Origin of the sequence: Legionella fairfieldensis ATCC 49588 (genome assembly GCF_000621525.1) — a bacterium.
Lineage (GTDB): Bacteria > Pseudomonadota > Gammaproteobacteria > Legionellales > Legionellaceae > Tatlockia > Tatlockia fairfieldensis.
Genome location: NZ_KK211299.1, coordinates 113,423 through 128,903, shown reverse-complemented (window position 1 = coordinate 128,903; position 15,481 = coordinate 113,423). Strand labels below are relative to the sequence as shown.

Genomic DNA, 15,481 nt, shown 5'->3' with positions numbered 1-15,481 from the left:
TTTGCATTAGGATCTACTGATTCAACCGAAGGAGTTTCTCATGAAGCCGGGCGATAAAATTACTTCCTTGCCATTCAACGCTACAAACGGCATTGAAGCCAGATTAAGTGATTATCAAGGTAAATGGTTAATATTGTATTTTTATCCTAAAGACGCAACACCCGGTTGTACAACTGAAGGCCAGGATTTTCGCGATGCCTATGCGAAGATAAAAGCACTGAATGCCGACGTATTAGGAGTTTCACGCGATAGTATAACGTCTCATGAAAATTTCAAATGCAAACAGCAATTCCCCTTCGAACTGATTAGTGATCAGGAAGAATCGCTCTGTCAGCTTTTTGACGTGATAAAAATGAAATCCATGTATGGAAAGCAGGTTCGCGGTATAGAACGCAGTACTTTTATTCTTGACCCCGAAGGAGTGTTGCGACGAGAATGGCGAAAGGTCTCTGTTAAAGGCCATGTGGCAGAAGTTTTAGACGTTCTAAAAGAAATACAAAACCAAAGCGCTTGACTGTATAGGAAGCCCTCAGCACAATGAATATTTTAGTGGATAGGATGAAGCATGGATAAAGAAAAAATGGTAAAAAAATTATTCGTACTGGATACGAATATTCTCATGCATGATCCAACGGCTATTTACCGTTTCGAAGAGCATGACATCTACTTGCCCATGGTCGTCCTGGAAGAGCTGGACAGCCATAAAACGGGGATCTCTGAAGTAGCGCGAAACGTAAGGCAAACCAACCGGATGCTGGTAGAGCTAATGAGTAATGCCAGCCATCAGGAAGTCGTTGAGGGCTTGCATATTCCAAGTTTTGCAACACCGGGAAAAGCTAAAAGCAGCGGGCGCTTGTTTTTTCAAACGGATGAATTCGAACAATTGCATCCAACCTCTTTGCCGGGTCATAAAGTAGATAATACGCTTCTTGCTACTGCGCTTGGTCTACAGAAAAAAAAACCTGACTGTCAGGTTATCATTATTTCCAAAGATATTAATCTGCGTATTAAAGCAGGTATTCTCGGTATTCCTGCTGAAGATTATTACAACGACAAAGTACTCGATGATGTTAACCTCTTGCACAGCGGTTTGCACCTGCTTGAAAATGATTTCTGGGATCAACATGCCAAAGATATCGAAGCCTGGCAGGAAAGCGGCAAAACGTTTTACCGTATTAGTGGACCATCCATCGCGCAATGGAATTATAACGATTGTCTTAGTACCCATGACAATCTATTTCAGGCTATCGTAAAAGAAATTACCAATACAAGCGCCGTTGTACAACTCGCTCGTGATTTTAGCCAATCCAAGCATACGGTGTGGGGCATTAACGCCCGTAATCGCGAGCAGAATTTTGCTTTAAATCTTCTCCTTGATCCTGATATTGATTTCGTTACCTTACAAGGATCTGCGGGCACCGGTAAAACCCTGTTGACGATTGCGGCCGGGTTAACACAAGTACTGGATCAAAACCGTTATAACGAAATTCTAATGACCCGTGTCACTATTCCAGTGGGAGAAGACATTGGTTTTTTACCAGGTACCGAAGAAGAGAAAATGACACCGTGGATGGGCGCTTTAATGGATAATCTGGAAGTCCTTCACAGCTCACAGGAAGGAGGTAATTTTGGTAAAAGTGCGACACAGGATCTCTTGCAAAACAAGATCAAAATTCGTTCTCTGAATTTTATGCGGGGCCGAACTTTTTTAAATCGTTTTATCATTATTGATGAAGCGCAAAATTTAACTGCCAAACAGATCAAAACGCTGGTCACTCGTGCTGGTCCTGGCAGCAAAATTATATGCCTTGGTGATATTAAACAGATTGATACACCTTACCTGACGGAAACCACCTCAGGTTTGACCTTTGCCGTCGATCGATTTAAACACTGGCAACACAGCGCTCATATGACATTAACTCGGGGAGAACGTTCAAGACTGGCGTACTATGCCGCTGAACATTTATAACATTGAAAAGAAGAACAGCCCGTCATACTCTTCTTCGTACGCTCAAAACATACCGGATCCAGACTTTGCCTTTTTATAAAATGGGCTAAACTGTCATTGCGAGCTGTCAAAAAAGGCCAAAGTCCAGCCTGGATGTTTTACTTAAAAACTGTATAATGCCTGTTCAATAACGGCGCTTTTTTCGCTTTTTTAAAGAGGATAACCATGAACAATCAAGCCATCACTTTTGATGATGTCCTGTTAATTCCTGCTTACAATCATCATGAATCAAGACGGGTGGTCAATATCGGTATGACTGATAGACTAGCCAAACTGAGCTTGCAACTCCCCGTGATCAGTTCCAATATGGATACCATTACCGAGAGTAAGATGGCTAATTTTATGCACAGCAAAGGAGCCATTGGCGCATTACATCGTTTTCTCAGTATTGAAGACAATATTAAGGAGTTTAAACGTTGTACAGGACTTGTTTTTGTTTCTGTGGGGTGTACCGACGCTGAATTGCAGCGCGCAGAAGCATTGCGCGATGCCGGTGCTGATTTTTTTTGCGTTGACGTAGCGCATGCTCATGCCAAATATGTTGGCAAGACGTTAAAAAGCTTAAGACAGCTCCTTGGTAGCAGCCGTTGTATTATGGCAGGCAATGTAGCCACTTATGCAGGGGCAGACTATCTCGCCTCCTGTGGGGCAGATATTATTAAAGCAGGGATTGGCGGAGGTTCTGTTTGCAGTACTCGTATCAAAACCGGTTTTGGTATTCCCATGCTGACTTGTATTGAGGATTGCGCACGTTGTGATCGCTCCATTGTTGCTGATGGAGGTATTCGTACATCAGGGGATATAGTTAAAGCACTCGCCTTTGGCGCTGATTTTGTCATGATTGGCGGTATGCTGGCCGGTACCGAGCCTACACCGGGTGAAGTCATTGTTAAAAATGACGGTAAACAAATCAAGCGTTACCGAGGCATGGCTTCTCGAGAAGCCCAGGAAGAATTCTTAGGACAAATGCATGAATGGAAAACAGCAGAAGGGGTTGCCACTGAAGTACCTTACCGCGATAACCAAGAAGCAATTATTGCCGATATTGTTGGTGGCTTACGCTCCGGTTTAACTTATGCAGGTGCCGACACGATTAGTGAATTACAACGTAAATTGGACTATGTCATTGTGACTCAAGCAGGGCGTCTTGAAAGCCTTCCTCACAAATTATTAGAAGGCTAGTCTGACTTGGAGAGTGTCCTCAATCTGTTTATCGGTTATAAATAGAGCTAATTTGCTCAAATTTTCGCTTCGACAAACAGGTTGACGGCACGCCCTCGTTAAACCCGATTCATCTGCGTAAACTGCTTAACCGATACGGGTAAAGCAGTTTACTATTGTGGCTTGGTATTTTGGGGATTGGGGCTATTTTCGGTATAAGAAGGAGGAGAAACGTCTTTCCCCAGAGCAGAGACCTGAGCATCATACGCTTCTGCATCGTTCGCAGCTATTAAATTTTGCCCCGATGAGGAAGGGGTTGGAGTGTTTGAAGGCGGTTCCATGCTGACAACTGGTGCAGGTGCAGGTTGAGCATCATTCTTATCCATCGCTGCTTGTATAGCGGTAGCGTCAGTCTGCAACGCTTTATCCGCTTCTTTCTGATTAGTTTGCGCATCATCAGAGTCTTGCACAACAATACTTTCCTGTTGCACTTCAGTATCCGTTTTAATATTCTGCTGTTGCGTATTATCAGATGCCCTTGGCGTATTTAGTTGGGGCGTATCATTAGCGGACGTTGCCGAAGAATCGGGTTGCACACCCTTTGAACTTTGCTGCGTAGCATTCGAGGCCGCTAAAGTACTTTTTTGCTGTGAAATATTCGATGGGATGGAAGCATTTTGTTGTTGGGTAGCATCAGGCGCATCATCAGTATCGGTGGGAACATCTCTTTTTTTATCTTGAAACGCATCTTTTATAGACTTGCCCAAATCTTTTACCCCTTGTTCCACCCCTTCTTTGAACTCACTCCACGCCCGACCTCCGGTTTTATCCCAAACACGGCCCGCTACTCTTCCAATAGGGTTGGTTATTAACTCCTGTCGGAACGCCTGAATAGCATTGAAAATTTGCTTCATCATTTTTAATTCAGGGGCTTCATCCTTTTCATCTTCCTTAGGTCTGTCGGATGGTTTATTATTTGCAGGTCGAGGTTGATTGGTGGGTTTACCCGCAGGCTTTTTATTGCCTTTTTTGTCCTTGGGCGCGTCCTGATTTGGGGCTTCCGTGTTATTATCCGGGCCAGCAGGATTTGGTGCAACCTGAGCAGGTTGGGCAATGGGAGTGGTGTTCGCGCCAGTAGTAGTTTGCCCTGGGGCAGGGGCAGTACTTTTTGTATTACTATTTATAGCATTATTATCATCGTTTGCAGCCATGAGAATCACCTATGCATTAAAACACCTTATTATCTTAAATATAGTACAATTAGACTATTAAATAGTTCAATTTTATTTCCATAAAAATGAAATAGTTATTTGTTTTTATCCTTTATATCATACTAAAATTACCAGCCTAAAGCTGCGTACTTTGTCTTTTTTACATTTTTTTTGCAATTTTTAGCCAAAAAGGATTTGAATGAATATAGATGATTTTCGTTGTATACGAAAGGGCGTCCATCTTTCCACGCTGGATGATATATCTCTCATAGCGCCTATCAATCGATTAATTAACAGAAAAAAGCATAGGGCATTACTCCTTTTACATGGTTTTTCCTCAACACCTGCCGTTTTTCGCTATCTTTTGCCCACTTTTTCCAATTATGACACAATCGTAGGGCCAACTCTTTCGGGCCATGGCACCAGGTTGAATGACTTCGCGTGTGTAAAGGCAAGCGATTGGCTTTTACAAATCGAACAAATCTGTAAAACATTAACCGATCAATTTGATCAGGTTGACGTGATGGGATTGTCTCTTGGTGGTTTATTAGCCTGCCATTTAAGTACGCGTTTTAATCTTCATCATCTTTATTTGTTAGCACCCGCGCTTGATTTGCGTCTTGAGTTAAAAAATACATTGAAACTCGCTAAATCCCTTCATTGGCTCGGCTTCAGACAAATCCGCAGTTATGCTGGTGATTTATTTACTTCCCAACATTGTGAAATTGCTTACCGGCAATTACCGATTTCAACGATTATTGAAATGCTTACCTTTGTACAACAATTTCAATTTTACCAACCCGATTGTCCTGCCGATCTTTTTCTTGGCTGCCACGATAAAGTGGTTTCCTCATGGCGAGTGGCCGATCGCTTTGCAGATAATAATAAGGTCAATATCCACTGGCTTGCTAATTCGGCGCATGTCATTCCTTTGGATGGTGATATAGATCAAATAGCAGAGTGTGTCCAACAAACCAAATAAAGCCGAACGGGAAAAGCCTTAAAAGCGCCTTTGAACAAAATCCTGCACTTGATTGATTTGATGAAGGGCTTCCCGATATTGGCGTTAAATGCTCCTTAATTACCTATATGAACACTTCATGGTGTTAACTTACCGGATTCCACGGACAAGCCGTGGAACGTAGGTATTTTTCTTAAGATAACGCGATTGCGGGAACAGTTGATCGCCATAAGCTGACTTTATTTATTATAACGATCATAATCCCGCATTGCATACCGATCCCACTCTCGCATATCCAATACAGAGCCTTCATAAGCCATAAAGTCAGCTTTTGTATCGGGAATTTTGTAAAAATAGATATCGCTCGCATCCGTTGCCAGAGTATGCTGATGTTTTACGGCTGAAATCTCAGCGATTGATCGATCATAGGTTTTTACAAAAGCCCTCTTTGCTCGTAAATAGCGCCCATAAAAATGGGAATTGTCCCATAACTCAACATCCAGTTTATCAACAATACCAGCAAGCTGCATAAAGGCCCGACCTTTACCACAGACAGTTAACGAATTGGATTTTACCCAATACATACTTAATAACCCATCACCGGCAAGGTTCAGTTTGGATAAATTCATTACTCCCACCAGTTGCACTTTTGTTCGATCGGAAATAGAAAGTTGTAAGTATTGACTAGTGATCCCGGTTATATGTACGTTACCACCTCCACTTACTTGCAGTTTACGCAAAACAAGTGAGCCTCCTAAAGTAGTCTGCCCCGGATTATCAATAGAAAGCTCTAACGCTCCTGACTGTAACCGTGCTCCCTTTATTGTGCCACTACCGGTAAAAGTAAATGAATTAAGATAACGGCTACGAATATCCACCGATAAATTACCATAACGAGGATAACCTTTCCCTGCATGAACAAAAAGACTGCCATTGTCCCTGACTTCCGTAATTACCTGTTGCAAATCACGTACATCGCCGTGCAGAATCACTCGGGGTTGCTTATAGCCTGTATGCAAACTTACATTCATCGTCCCTTCAACCACAATTTGATTAAAAGAACCTACCTGGCGATTTTGTGTAATTCGCCTGGCCTCAGAAATGACGGTAGGTGGAGTACGAGTGCAACCTGCGAGTGCTATTAAAATAAAAATTAATGAGAAAAAAGGTCTCAACATAATCCACGATTCCTGGTAGATAAATTTACCTACATTAGAGCATGTTACAGTGATGTGCAAGACCAGAAATCGAATCGGTAGCTTTGTTACCCGGCATTTATACTACTTGCCCAGCGGCCCAGCCAGAAGACCACGCCCATTGAAAATTGTAACCGCCAAGCCAACCCGTGACATCTAAAACCTCTCCAATGAAATAAAGTCCAGGAATAGATTTAACTGCCATTGTCTGAGAAGAAAGAACCTCGGTATCTACGCCTCCTAAAGTAACTTCTGCCGTACGATAACCTTCTGTACCATTAGGTTTGATACGCCATTGCTTAAAATCCCGGCCTAATTTCTCCAGTACTTTATCCGATAAACCCTGCAATTCGGACTCAAGAAGGGATTCGCTGACTAAAGCAGTAACCACACGCTTCGGTAGGAACTCTTCCAGACAGTGCTTTAAACGACTTTGAGGTGTTAAACGCTTGCGACGAGCTAAATCCAACGCCCATTCATTATTTGGGTCCAGATCCATCGTTAACGTATCACCGGCTTGCCAGTAAGAAGAAATCTGCAACATCGCTGGCCCGCTCATCCCCCGATGAGTGAATAACATGTCCAAAAGAAAATCCTGGCCATTACAATAAACCTGACACGGTAAGGAGATACCGGATAAAGTACCCAGACGCTCTTTATCTGCTGGTTGCAAGGTAAAAGGAACCAAACCGGCTCGGGTTGGCAAAACAGGCAAACCAAACTGGGCTGCCAATTGATAACCATAAGGAGAAGCACCCATTGTCGGAATCGACAAACCACCAGTAGCAACAACTAACGATTGGGCGACCAACTTTTCGCCTGTGGCTAAAAGTACGGTGAAATTCTTATCATTGCTGATCACCTGTTTAATAACTGTTGTTAAACGCAAATTAACATTTGCTTCCTCACAACAAGCCAAAAGCATAGCGACAATATCAGATGCCTTATTCGTACAGAACAGCTGACCATGCGATTTTTCATGAAAAGGAATACGATATTTCTTTACCAAAGTAATGAAATCCCAGGAAGTGTAGCGTTTAAGAGCAGATTTACAGAAATGAGGATTTTTAGATAAGTAATGGTGTGGCTCGATGTAATAATTAGTAAAATTACAACGCCCGCCACCAGACATTAAAATTTTTTTACCCGCTTTATTAGCGTGATCAATCACCAGCACACGGCGTCCACGTTTGCCAGCTTCTATGGCACACATTAAGCCTGCCGCACCTGCGCCAATAATAATTACGTCAATATTTTTCATGGACATTAAAAAAGATCACTCCCCTTTAATGGCGTACAGAGGCCGACAGTAGAGGGGAGAGAAGAGAAACAGCAGGATGATTATATCGCGGTAACTTCTTCTGCTTGCAGGCCTTTAGGTCCTTTAGTTACCAAAAATTCTACGCGTTGACCTTCGATCAATGTTTTACGACCAGCAGCGCTGTTGATTGAACGAAAATGAACAAACACGTCATCTTCACCATTGTCACGGCTGATGAAGCCATAACCTTTATCATCATTAAACCACTTTACGTGGCCGGTTTCTTTTGTACCAGACATTTCACTTTCCAAATTAAATTAAAAACACACTTGTATTATACGATTCAAGATTGAAGCATTGAGTACGCATGCGATAAATTCGCTACTTTAGAACTACAAAAGGAGGGATTTATACAATGGAATAATGGCTCAACCAGAAATACGCACAATATAAGTAATTTTATTATACTCTAATGTTTCCCAAATAGCGAGAATTTCAACTAAATAATAACCATTCGCTTGGATGGCCAATCAAAATATGATTTTGCTTGCGCATAATGCTTATTATACGATAGAAAATTGATTGTAATTTTTTTAAGCAAAATGTTATAATTTATTCTCTCATCCTTTAGTAGGGCTCTCAATGAAATACATTGATTTAATTGATCCCCAGAACTTAATTTCCCCTGAACTTCACAAATGCTTTACAGATAACTCAAATTTTATATATTTTCACCCATGGAGAATACAAAGCGCTTTACGCAAAAAAATTGATACCAATTGGAAGGCACGTATTAGCATCCATCCTGAAGATATGAACAAAGCATGGGAAATAATTCTTCCTTTTCTCTGTCAAAAAAATATGTCTTTTAAAATAGCCAATCCTAATGTCATGGAAGGATTTAAAAAGGGCAGGCAAGAAAAATTAGAGCGGTTAATTGAAGAATACAATCAGTTTTTGCAGAGTTCGAATTCTCAAGATAAAACGTTTTTGAGAAATACTTTTCATAGAATATATCAACAACTAGGTTTATACCGTCGTAGTGAATGGCGATTAATTTCTTTTATCCAAACCTATCTTACCAAGATGAGCAGTTTCTTTAATCAATACAATCTGAATAGAGAAAAGTTGTTGGAATACACAAAAAATATCTATGAAAATTTAATCGATTTAAGAAAGCAAAAACTAAAAAACGCCTCTAGACTCTATGAAGGGATGCAATTTACTATCTATATTTTACCTGGGCTTGAAAAAGAATGTCAGCATACATTGGAAGAAATAGAAGAAAATTTAATAAAAGCAGAAATTAGGCCAGGAATAATTTTTCCTACTGATAGACAGATTGGCGTTTATAGTTCAATTCGTCATCCTGGTAAATGGTATTATCATAACGCCACTGATGTTAATTTAGAGACCTATAATCCTGACAACATTAGCGACCCCTTTAGCTTTCTCAAAACAGTCCCGGCAAAGGAAATAATGCAAAAGGACGAAATACAAACAATAATGGGGCACAGAGACAGCGCGCAACATATAATATCAGCGCTGAGGGCAAAAAAATTTATTCCTCCATCACAATTAAAAGCCCTTGCCGTACATAAAGAAGATGTTTTAAAACACATAAAAACTTCTTCTTTAGAGATAAGGAAAAAATCAATAACCGATTGTTTAGATAAGTCGTCAAACTTAGGAAAGTTTTTTAGAGTTCAACGCGGCCTCTTCAGTCCGAAATTAAGTCATGGAACCTTGAAACAATTAGAACTTATTAGATTAACAATGAGTTAAGACATAAGTTTAATCCATGGTCATTCATCCAACGTACGCGAAGACTTCTAATCTATAAAATAAAATATGTTTTCTAAATAAGTTCAATCTCATATCATTAACAAGTAATATCCTTTTGTTCATTAAAATCAATGGGTGCATTATGCAAGAAAAAAAAGAATTAAATGTAGCACAAAGGGCAGCGTTAGCCACTATGAAAGCAAAACAAGCAGCGTTTTTTAAGCACTACCAACCTAATTTGGGTGATGAACTTGAAGAACATATTTACACATTTATAGATCAACCACCTTTTAATCAAGCACTTAAACAATACGACGCACCTGAACTATTGAGAATGAATATATTAGAAATTGTTATGGCACCCATCATCCAATTGGCTGAAACAATCAATTTGGGTGCAGCCGCAGTATTTGCGGAGCGTATTATTGCTTTAGGCGACAAGAAGAAGAGCTTTATAGATCTATTTTATGAACAAATTTCCAAATTGGGCATCAATGACGCTTCTATTGATAAAGATCCATCAGTCTTTAATTTGGAAATTAGCTTAGCAAATTTGATGAATATATTTACCTTTAATTATTCATTGTTTGAGCTTCACTCCATAAAAACTACACGAGATTTAATCGATACCAAAAGACAAGAAAAATTGCGTCAAGAAATAGCAGATTTAGCATTGGCGTATGTTGTGAAAATTTTGAATCACCTCCAAATTGTCTCACAAAATAAAAATTTTAATTTAGAGGAATTAAAACAGCAATTCTTAGCCAATGAAAAGTCTGCGACGGCTAATCAACGTTGGTTTAGAGTTATGGAAAGTCGTAATCAGATTGAGCATGATGCAAGGATTGCTAGAGAGAGTTTCGTCGAATCTTTAAATGTAATCGAGTCAAATATCAATAATTTATTGTTATTGAAACATCCGATAGACCAATCTGAGTTAGAGAAATGGATTGATCGAGGTCTGTCGATTATTACAAATCCAACTTACTTATCTTTACTTGCAGAAAGTCAGGGACATCAAAGTTTTTTCCACCGCAATATTAGTCAATTAATAGATAATCTCCATCCTAAAATAAAAAATAAAATAGGGCGTTATATACAAATTAGAACAAATGACATACCTATAGCCCATCATTTGAATAGTTTGGGGTGTAATTTTCCAATTGATGGGATAATGTCACTCAGTGTTAAAAGCAAGGAGTTTTTGCAAAATACGCTTGAACTAAATCAAAATAGCGTAGAAATTACCACAATCAAAAATTGTACACTCGCTATGTTAGAGTATATTGAACAAATAACGATGCTAAAAATGTCTTTTTCAGTTATGGACGTACGAACCCTACGTACCTGGCCAAAAGATCGCTTGGAAAATTTGTTAAATACCCTATTAAGTCAAATTAAACGCTTGCAGTATGCGTCAACCACCTTAAAAATTGACATTAATATACTTATAAAATGGCCGCAACAGCCAATAGATAGTCGTATTAATTTCTTGTTGTTTGGTACTATAAAAGGAAGCCGCATAGCTATTGAGTCATCGCTTATTGAGCATATTGTTCAGCAAAAAACTCCTGCTACAGTCTTTGCATTTATCTATAATTCTAAAGTTGTCGCTCGCCTCCTTGAATTAATATTAACATTGCCTGCTAAACTACAGAGTAATTTTTTATCGGGCAAAATGGCAATGGATGGAATGAGGGCCATCGAAAAAATAGCCAGCCAGGGTAAAGCAATAACTCATGGTATAGGCTTTTGTATTCTAAACCACCCGTATTTTGTAAAACGACTTTGTGAAAATCAACCTTGTCATGAAGAAATTGATTTCATCCTGGCTAATAAAGTAACTGCTGAGAAGGTTCAAGTTATTTATAGTAATAACACTATAGCTTGTGCACAAAAAAAATATTGCGACCGGGAAACACTATTTAAAATACCAGTTGAATCTATCCCTTTTGTTCAAATGATTTTATTGGAGCTTAAAAGGCATTATGACCCTCAATTTTTGATGATATTGGCAGATGATCGCGTTATCAATGCTTATAAAGCGAAATTTATCGATACGTTCTTTATTGGAGGTTCTAGTGAAAATGATCTTAAAAAAATCGCAAACTATTGGCAAGCCGCCAAAAAGTGTGGCATTGAAAGTGCATTCGATCCAGCCTTCAGACGCTTCATTAAACACTCTTCGCCTCTTAAAGCGAATAACCTATGGGCAAAACCCGCGGAAAAATCAGAATTTGAAGGCCAAAGCCCTACAATCAATCAACCTGGATAACAGATTGCGAGGACATTGAGCGCAAAGATATCTAATGATGAATTAAATTTTTATTATAGTTTATATGCCATATAGACATGTATTTTATGAAAAATAAAGTAACCGTTCACGCAATGGCGTCAACTTAAGGCCAATTTACATCACCTACGTTCCACGGCTTGTCCGTGAGATCCAGGATTGACTTATGTTCTGGATTCCACGGACAAGCCGTGGAACGTATTCTCCTTAAGTGGACGCCATTAACCGTTCACGGGGTATGTAAACTCATAACTGGCTGAGTAAAATCTGGAAGTTCGTCCTGTAATTGCATAGCAAATTCCAGGAGTAATTTGTCCTTGCCTCTGCCAGCAGCAAATTGCACCGACAGGGGTAAACGGTCATGATACATCACAGGCATCGTCATAGCCGGCAACCCTGCTTGATTAAACAAGGAAGTAAAAGGAGAAAATTCAACATTTTTGCGTAGATAAGAATCAAATTCATCACTCATTGATAAACAGCCAATTTTCAACGGTAACTGAGCTAACGCCGGTGTTAAAATCAGATCGATGCTTGCCAATAACTCATGCACCGGGCGCGTGAGTTGATAAATTTTATTTCTTGCCTTAATCAATTCAGCAGCAGATAATTTTTTACCACGCTGCATAAACTCCCAGGTTATGGGTTCAATTTCATGCCGTTCTACCTGCCGCCCTGTAATTTTTTCCTGCTCCTCGATGTTGGCGCAAGTATTAGCGGCAATAATAATGGCTGTGGCCCTGCCAATCTCCTGCAAATCCAAAATTAACTTATGCTGAATGACTCGATGCCCTAAATCATTTAATACATCTACCATCTGTTCTACAGCCCGGTTACAGGGTGGAGCAACGGGCACGGAAGAAAAAGCGTCTTCAAGAAGTGCAATGGTCAAAGGGGTTGGGCATTTTTGCGAAGGAGAACAATTTTTCATTCGCTTTACTTCAGCTAAAGCAGGGGCACGAAGTAAATCAAACAAAAAGGCTGAATCACGAACACTACGAGTAAGGACATGAATAGCTGCCAGACCTGACCAGGCTTCGCTGACCCAAGGTCCTGTTGAAATTAAACCCGGGGTAGGTTTAAAGCCGAATAAACCACAGCAGGCCGCCGGTATACGAATAGAACCACCTCCATCAGTCGCTGTAGCAACCGGAGCGACTCCTGCTGCCACGGCAGCAGCAGACCCTCCCGAGGAACCTCCGGGTGTACGGGTTAAATCATAAGGATTACGACAAGGTCCCCACAAAGCAGACTCTGTTACATAAGAAAGCCCTAATTCCGGCACATTGGTTTTGGCAAAAGGTAACATACCCACTTCAAGCAAACGCTCAATAAAATCACTTGTTAAAGAAGGTACTGTGCCTGCAAAAAAACGGGAGCCCGCACTATAAGGCACGCCTTGCAGGGTAAATCCCAAATCTTTAACTAACACGGGTACGCCATAAAAAGGTTCATCACCCCGCATTTCCTGTAAATGTTTAAGCGCCCAGTCATGACAATCGATGGTGATTGCATTGAGTTGAGGGTTAACCTCATGCATCCGTTTTAACGCGTAATCCAGGGCTTGCTCTGGACTTATTTGCTTCGCTTTAATAAGTTCAGCCAAACTATGAGCATCCTGTTTACAATAGTCACTAAGCTGCATAAATCCTCTTTTCAGAGCCGATGAATAGGAGGTAAAGGATTCATTCTATCTTTTTTTCCTGAGGATTTTTTTTTAAATTGAACGATACAACGCCATAGAGCTTCTCCTCGCCATGTTTCATGGTTGCTCGTATTATGATAAAGCGCTTGGGATAATTCATTAATCTGATGCTTTAATTCGGATTCGGGTAAAAGTTTATATAAATCCTGTAAATTCAATACAGTGGCTTCAGGCCATTGCATGCGTGCCCATTTAAGTAACACGTCACGCGCTCGTGAAGCGTTATTGGTTAAGCATGCGTCCTGCAATTGTTTGAGGAGTTGTTTACGGCTGGAAGTATTGTTAACAGGCCGACAGCGAAACCACGCCACTAAAGTCAGCAGCCATGCCAGTGCAAAACCACCGGCAACCCACCAGGCAATTGTATTTTCTGACGTAGCGGGTAAGCTCCTTGTCTTATTCCTTTCATTTTCTTTTTTCTGCTGGCTATTGGGCGCTGAATCAAACTGACTCCTGCTAGCTGAGACTGTATCAGTCGCTGTATTTTGTTTGGAAGCGGAATTGGCACCCGCAATGACATTAATGGTTAATTCAGGCAAAGTGCTCGTTTCCTCTCTTCCTGTCATCGTATTAAACCAGGGAACACTCAATGCGGGTATAGTAATTTTACCTGATTTATTGAGCAGGTAAGTTACTTTGATTGTGATTGTACCCACCAGATCCTGCTGCCTGAACGTGTTGCTCTCTACCGGCTTTTCAGGATAAATACTGAATTCATTGGAGTTGCCAAAATCAGGAACAGGTAATAATTGCGCGGGCACAGCAACAGCCTGTAAAACCACTGTACGCACCAACGTACTGCCCTCAGCCAGGGAAGTAATGCTTTTATCGTAATGTTCGCTAAGAGTCACCTGTTTAGCGGGTAACCAATCTCGTCCTTTATATTGGGCAGGAACAGATTGTACCTGAAGTATGGTGGGTTGTGCCTGTACGCTAATCCGTCTCGGTACCCTGTCATAAATTAAAGCATTAAAAATCGGCGGCTTAATTTTCAAATGACCACTTTTTTGCGGAAATAACGCGTATTGTTGTTCTTCAACCGCATACATCCGGCCATTCTGCATAATCTGATAGCTTCGACCATTTCCAAAAGGGACTAAAAGTGCGTCATCCACGGCAGGCGGTTGGTAACTTGCGTCAATCAAACGACGACTGTTATACAATTTAACTGTGTAGATAACCTGCTGATTGATATAGGGGGTTATTGTACTGGCCTCTGCCTGCAATATAACGTCTTGCTGTTGTTGCGCCGCCGGTTGTTGAGTGGGCAGTTTAGTCGTGGCAGGTGCCTGTTGAGTAACTTCTATACTAGCCGGAACAGTTTTTTCTTGCCCTATTTGCAAAGAAGGAATAACCAGCATACCTTCTCGTTTTGCGGTTAAAAAAATGGTCCATTCACTTACCGAGCGCGCCTGACCGTTGACAATACTATAATTCATACTGCGCTCCGTACCAACGATTGTAAAATCGTTTTGCAGCGGCGTCAGATCAGGCACGGCATCCGTATTAGAGCCATCCAATATCAAAGTGAGATTAAATGTTTCTCCCAATTGAACTTGAGACGCTTCCAACTGAATAGAAACTTTTGCCAGTGCAACACTGGAAAAACAAATTAATAAGACTGATAAGATTCGTTTCATTGATACCACCCACTTTGTCTGCGTAGATGATCACGCAAAAATTTCTCTCGCATTAATCCACCAGGATCATCAGGAATCAGGCGTAACCATTGTTCTTTCGCCTGTTGTTTTTCATGCTCAGCAGTTTGACTTGTTTGAGCGTCTTTATCTGTCTTTTTACTGCTTGGTCTGGATAGCTGATTTTTGTCCTGCTGGTCTTTACCCTGTTGGTCTTTACCTTGCTGGTCTTTGCCTTGCTGGTCTTTACCTTGCTGGTCTTT

Annotated in this window: 12 protein-coding genes and 1 pseudogene; 6 read left to right on the top strand and 7 right to left on the bottom strand. The window is 40.7% G+C overall.

The window, feature by feature from the left end; all coding sequences use genetic code 11:
- The first annotated feature begins 40 nt into the window (after positions 1-40).
- From T345_RS0111470 to T345_RS0111460, 3 genes are all read left to right on the top strand, one after another.
- Positions 41-514 (top strand): peroxiredoxin, encoded by a 474-nt coding sequence (locus T345_RS0111470; protein WP_028389461.1) that lies wholly within the window; start codon positions 41-43, stop codon positions 512-514.
- A gap of 51 nt (positions 515-565) precedes the next feature.
- The gene (locus tag T345_RS0111465) at positions 566-1,969 is read left to right on the top strand and encodes a PhoH family protein (protein WP_028389460.1); all 1,404 of its coding nucleotides are present in this window, start codon (positions 566-568) and stop codon (positions 1,967-1,969) included.
- Positions 1,970-2,173: 204 nt separating this feature from the next.
- Positions 2,174-3,190: a guanosine monophosphate reductase gene (locus T345_RS0111460; protein WP_028389459.1), complete on the top strand. Its 1,017-nt coding sequence runs from the start codon at positions 2,174-2,176 to the stop codon at positions 3,188-3,190.
- A gap of 152 nt (positions 3,191-3,342) precedes the next feature.
- Here the strand turns inward: T345_RS0111460 and T345_RS0111455 are convergent, their stop codons facing one another.
- On the bottom strand, positions 3,343-4,380 hold the full coding sequence (locus T345_RS0111455) for a hypothetical protein (RefSeq protein WP_028389458.1): 1,038 nt from the start codon (positions 4,378-4,380) through the stop codon (positions 3,343-3,345).
- A 199-nt stretch (positions 4,381-4,579) separates the two neighbouring features.
- On the opposite strand from T345_RS0111455, the gene T345_RS0111450 reads away from it, so the two are divergent.
- Positions 4,580-5,362 carry an alpha/beta hydrolase gene (locus tag T345_RS0111450; protein ID WP_028389457.1) on the top strand — a complete coding sequence of 261 codons (783 nt, stop codon included), beginning with the start codon at positions 4,580-4,582 and terminating at the stop codon, positions 5,360-5,362.
- A 218-nt stretch (positions 5,363-5,580) separates the two neighbouring features.
- Here T345_RS0111450 and T345_RS0111445 read toward each other — a convergent pair whose 3' ends face one another.
- From T345_RS0111445 to T345_RS0111435, 3 genes are all read right to left on the bottom strand, one after another.
- Positions 5,581-6,519, bottom strand: a complete 939-nt coding sequence (locus tag T345_RS0111445) for a GIN domain-containing protein (RefSeq protein WP_028389456.1) — start codon at positions 6,517-6,519, stop codon at positions 5,581-5,583.
- Positions 6,520-6,616: 97 nt separating this feature from the next.
- Complete coding sequence (locus T345_RS0111440; RefSeq protein WP_028389455.1) at positions 6,617-7,798, bottom strand: BaiN/RdsA family NAD(P)/FAD-dependent oxidoreductase; 1,182 nt, start codon at positions 7,796-7,798, stop codon at positions 6,617-6,619.
- Positions 7,799-7,878: 80 nt separating this feature from the next.
- Entirely contained in the window at positions 7,879-8,097 is a 219-nt protein-coding gene (locus tag T345_RS0111435; protein ID WP_035918970.1) for a cold-shock protein, read from the bottom strand.
- A 343-nt stretch (positions 8,098-8,440) separates the two neighbouring features.
- Between T345_RS0111435 and T345_RS0111430 the strand changes: the two genes are divergently transcribed.
- Both T345_RS0111430 and T345_RS0111425 read left to right on the top strand, forming a co-directional pair.
- Entirely contained in the window at positions 8,441-9,583 is a 1,143-nt protein-coding gene (locus T345_RS0111430) for a hypothetical protein (RefSeq protein WP_028389453.1), read from the top strand.
- A 142-nt stretch (positions 9,584-9,725) separates the two neighbouring features.
- Complete coding sequence (locus T345_RS0111425; RefSeq protein WP_028389452.1) at positions 9,726-11,858, top strand: hypothetical protein; 2,133 nt, start codon at positions 9,726-9,728, stop codon at positions 11,856-11,858.
- Positions 11,859-12,105: 247 nt separating this feature from the next.
- Here the strand turns inward: T345_RS0111425 and T345_RS0111420 are convergent, their stop codons facing one another.
- The 3 genes and pseudogenes from T345_RS0111420 to T345_RS15475 form a co-directional block, all read right to left on the bottom strand.
- The gene (locus T345_RS0111420; protein WP_028389451.1) at positions 12,106-13,521 is read right to left on the bottom strand and encodes an amidase; all 1,416 of its coding nucleotides are present in this window, start codon (positions 13,519-13,521) and stop codon (positions 12,106-12,108) included.
- Between the two features lie 11 nt (positions 13,522-13,532).
- Positions 13,533-15,221 (bottom strand): BatD family protein, encoded by a 1,689-nt coding sequence (locus T345_RS0111415; RefSeq protein ID WP_028389450.1) that lies wholly within the window; start codon positions 15,219-15,221, stop codon positions 13,533-13,535.
- Positions 15,218-15,481, bottom strand: a pseudogene (locus T345_RS15475) (tetratricopeptide repeat protein); the annotation flags it as partial. The pseudogene T345_RS15475 and the gene T345_RS0111415, both read right to left, overlap by 4 nt.

Excerpts from the sequence above, each read along its gene's own strand:
- T345_RS0111455 (WP_028389458.1), bottom strand. The coding sequence starts at position 4,380 with ATGGCTGCAAACGATGATAATAATGCTATAAATAGTAATACAAAAAGT.
- T345_RS0111435 (WP_035918970.1), bottom strand. The coding sequence starts at position 8,097 with ATGTCTGGTACAAAAGAAACCGGCCACGTAAAGTGGTTTAATGATGAT.
- T345_RS0111445 (WP_028389456.1), bottom strand. The coding sequence starts at position 6,519 with ATGTTGAGACCTTTTTTCTCATTAATTTTTATTTTAATAGCACTCGCA.
- T345_RS0111420 (WP_028389451.1), bottom strand. The coding sequence starts at position 13,521 with ATGCAGCTTAGTGACTATTGTAAACAGGATGCTCATAGTTTGGCTGAA.
- T345_RS0111450 (WP_028389457.1), top strand. The coding sequence starts at position 4,580 with ATGAATATAGATGATTTTCGTTGTATACGAAAGGGCGTCCATCTTTCC.
- T345_RS0111430 (WP_028389453.1), top strand. The coding sequence starts at position 8,441 with ATGAAATACATTGATTTAATTGATCCCCAGAACTTAATTTCCCCTGAA.
- T345_RS0111460 (WP_028389459.1), top strand. The coding sequence starts at position 2,174 with ATGAACAATCAAGCCATCACTTTTGATGATGTCCTGTTAATTCCTGCT.
- T345_RS0111470 (WP_028389461.1), top strand. The coding sequence starts at position 41 with ATGAAGCCGGGCGATAAAATTACTTCCTTGCCATTCAACGCTACAAAC.
- T345_RS0111440 (WP_028389455.1), bottom strand. The coding sequence starts at position 7,798 with ATGAAAAATATTGACGTAATTATTATTGGCGCAGGTGCGGCAGGCTTA.
- T345_RS0111465 (WP_028389460.1), top strand. The coding sequence starts at position 566 with ATGGATAAAGAAAAAATGGTAAAAAAATTATTCGTACTGGATACGAAT.
- T345_RS0111425 (WP_028389452.1), top strand. The coding sequence starts at position 9,726 with ATGCAAGAAAAAAAAGAATTAAATGTAGCACAAAGGGCAGCGTTAGCC.
- T345_RS0111415 (WP_028389450.1), bottom strand. The coding sequence starts at position 15,221 with ATGAAACGAATCTTATCAGTCTTATTAATTTGTTTTTCCAGTGTTGCA.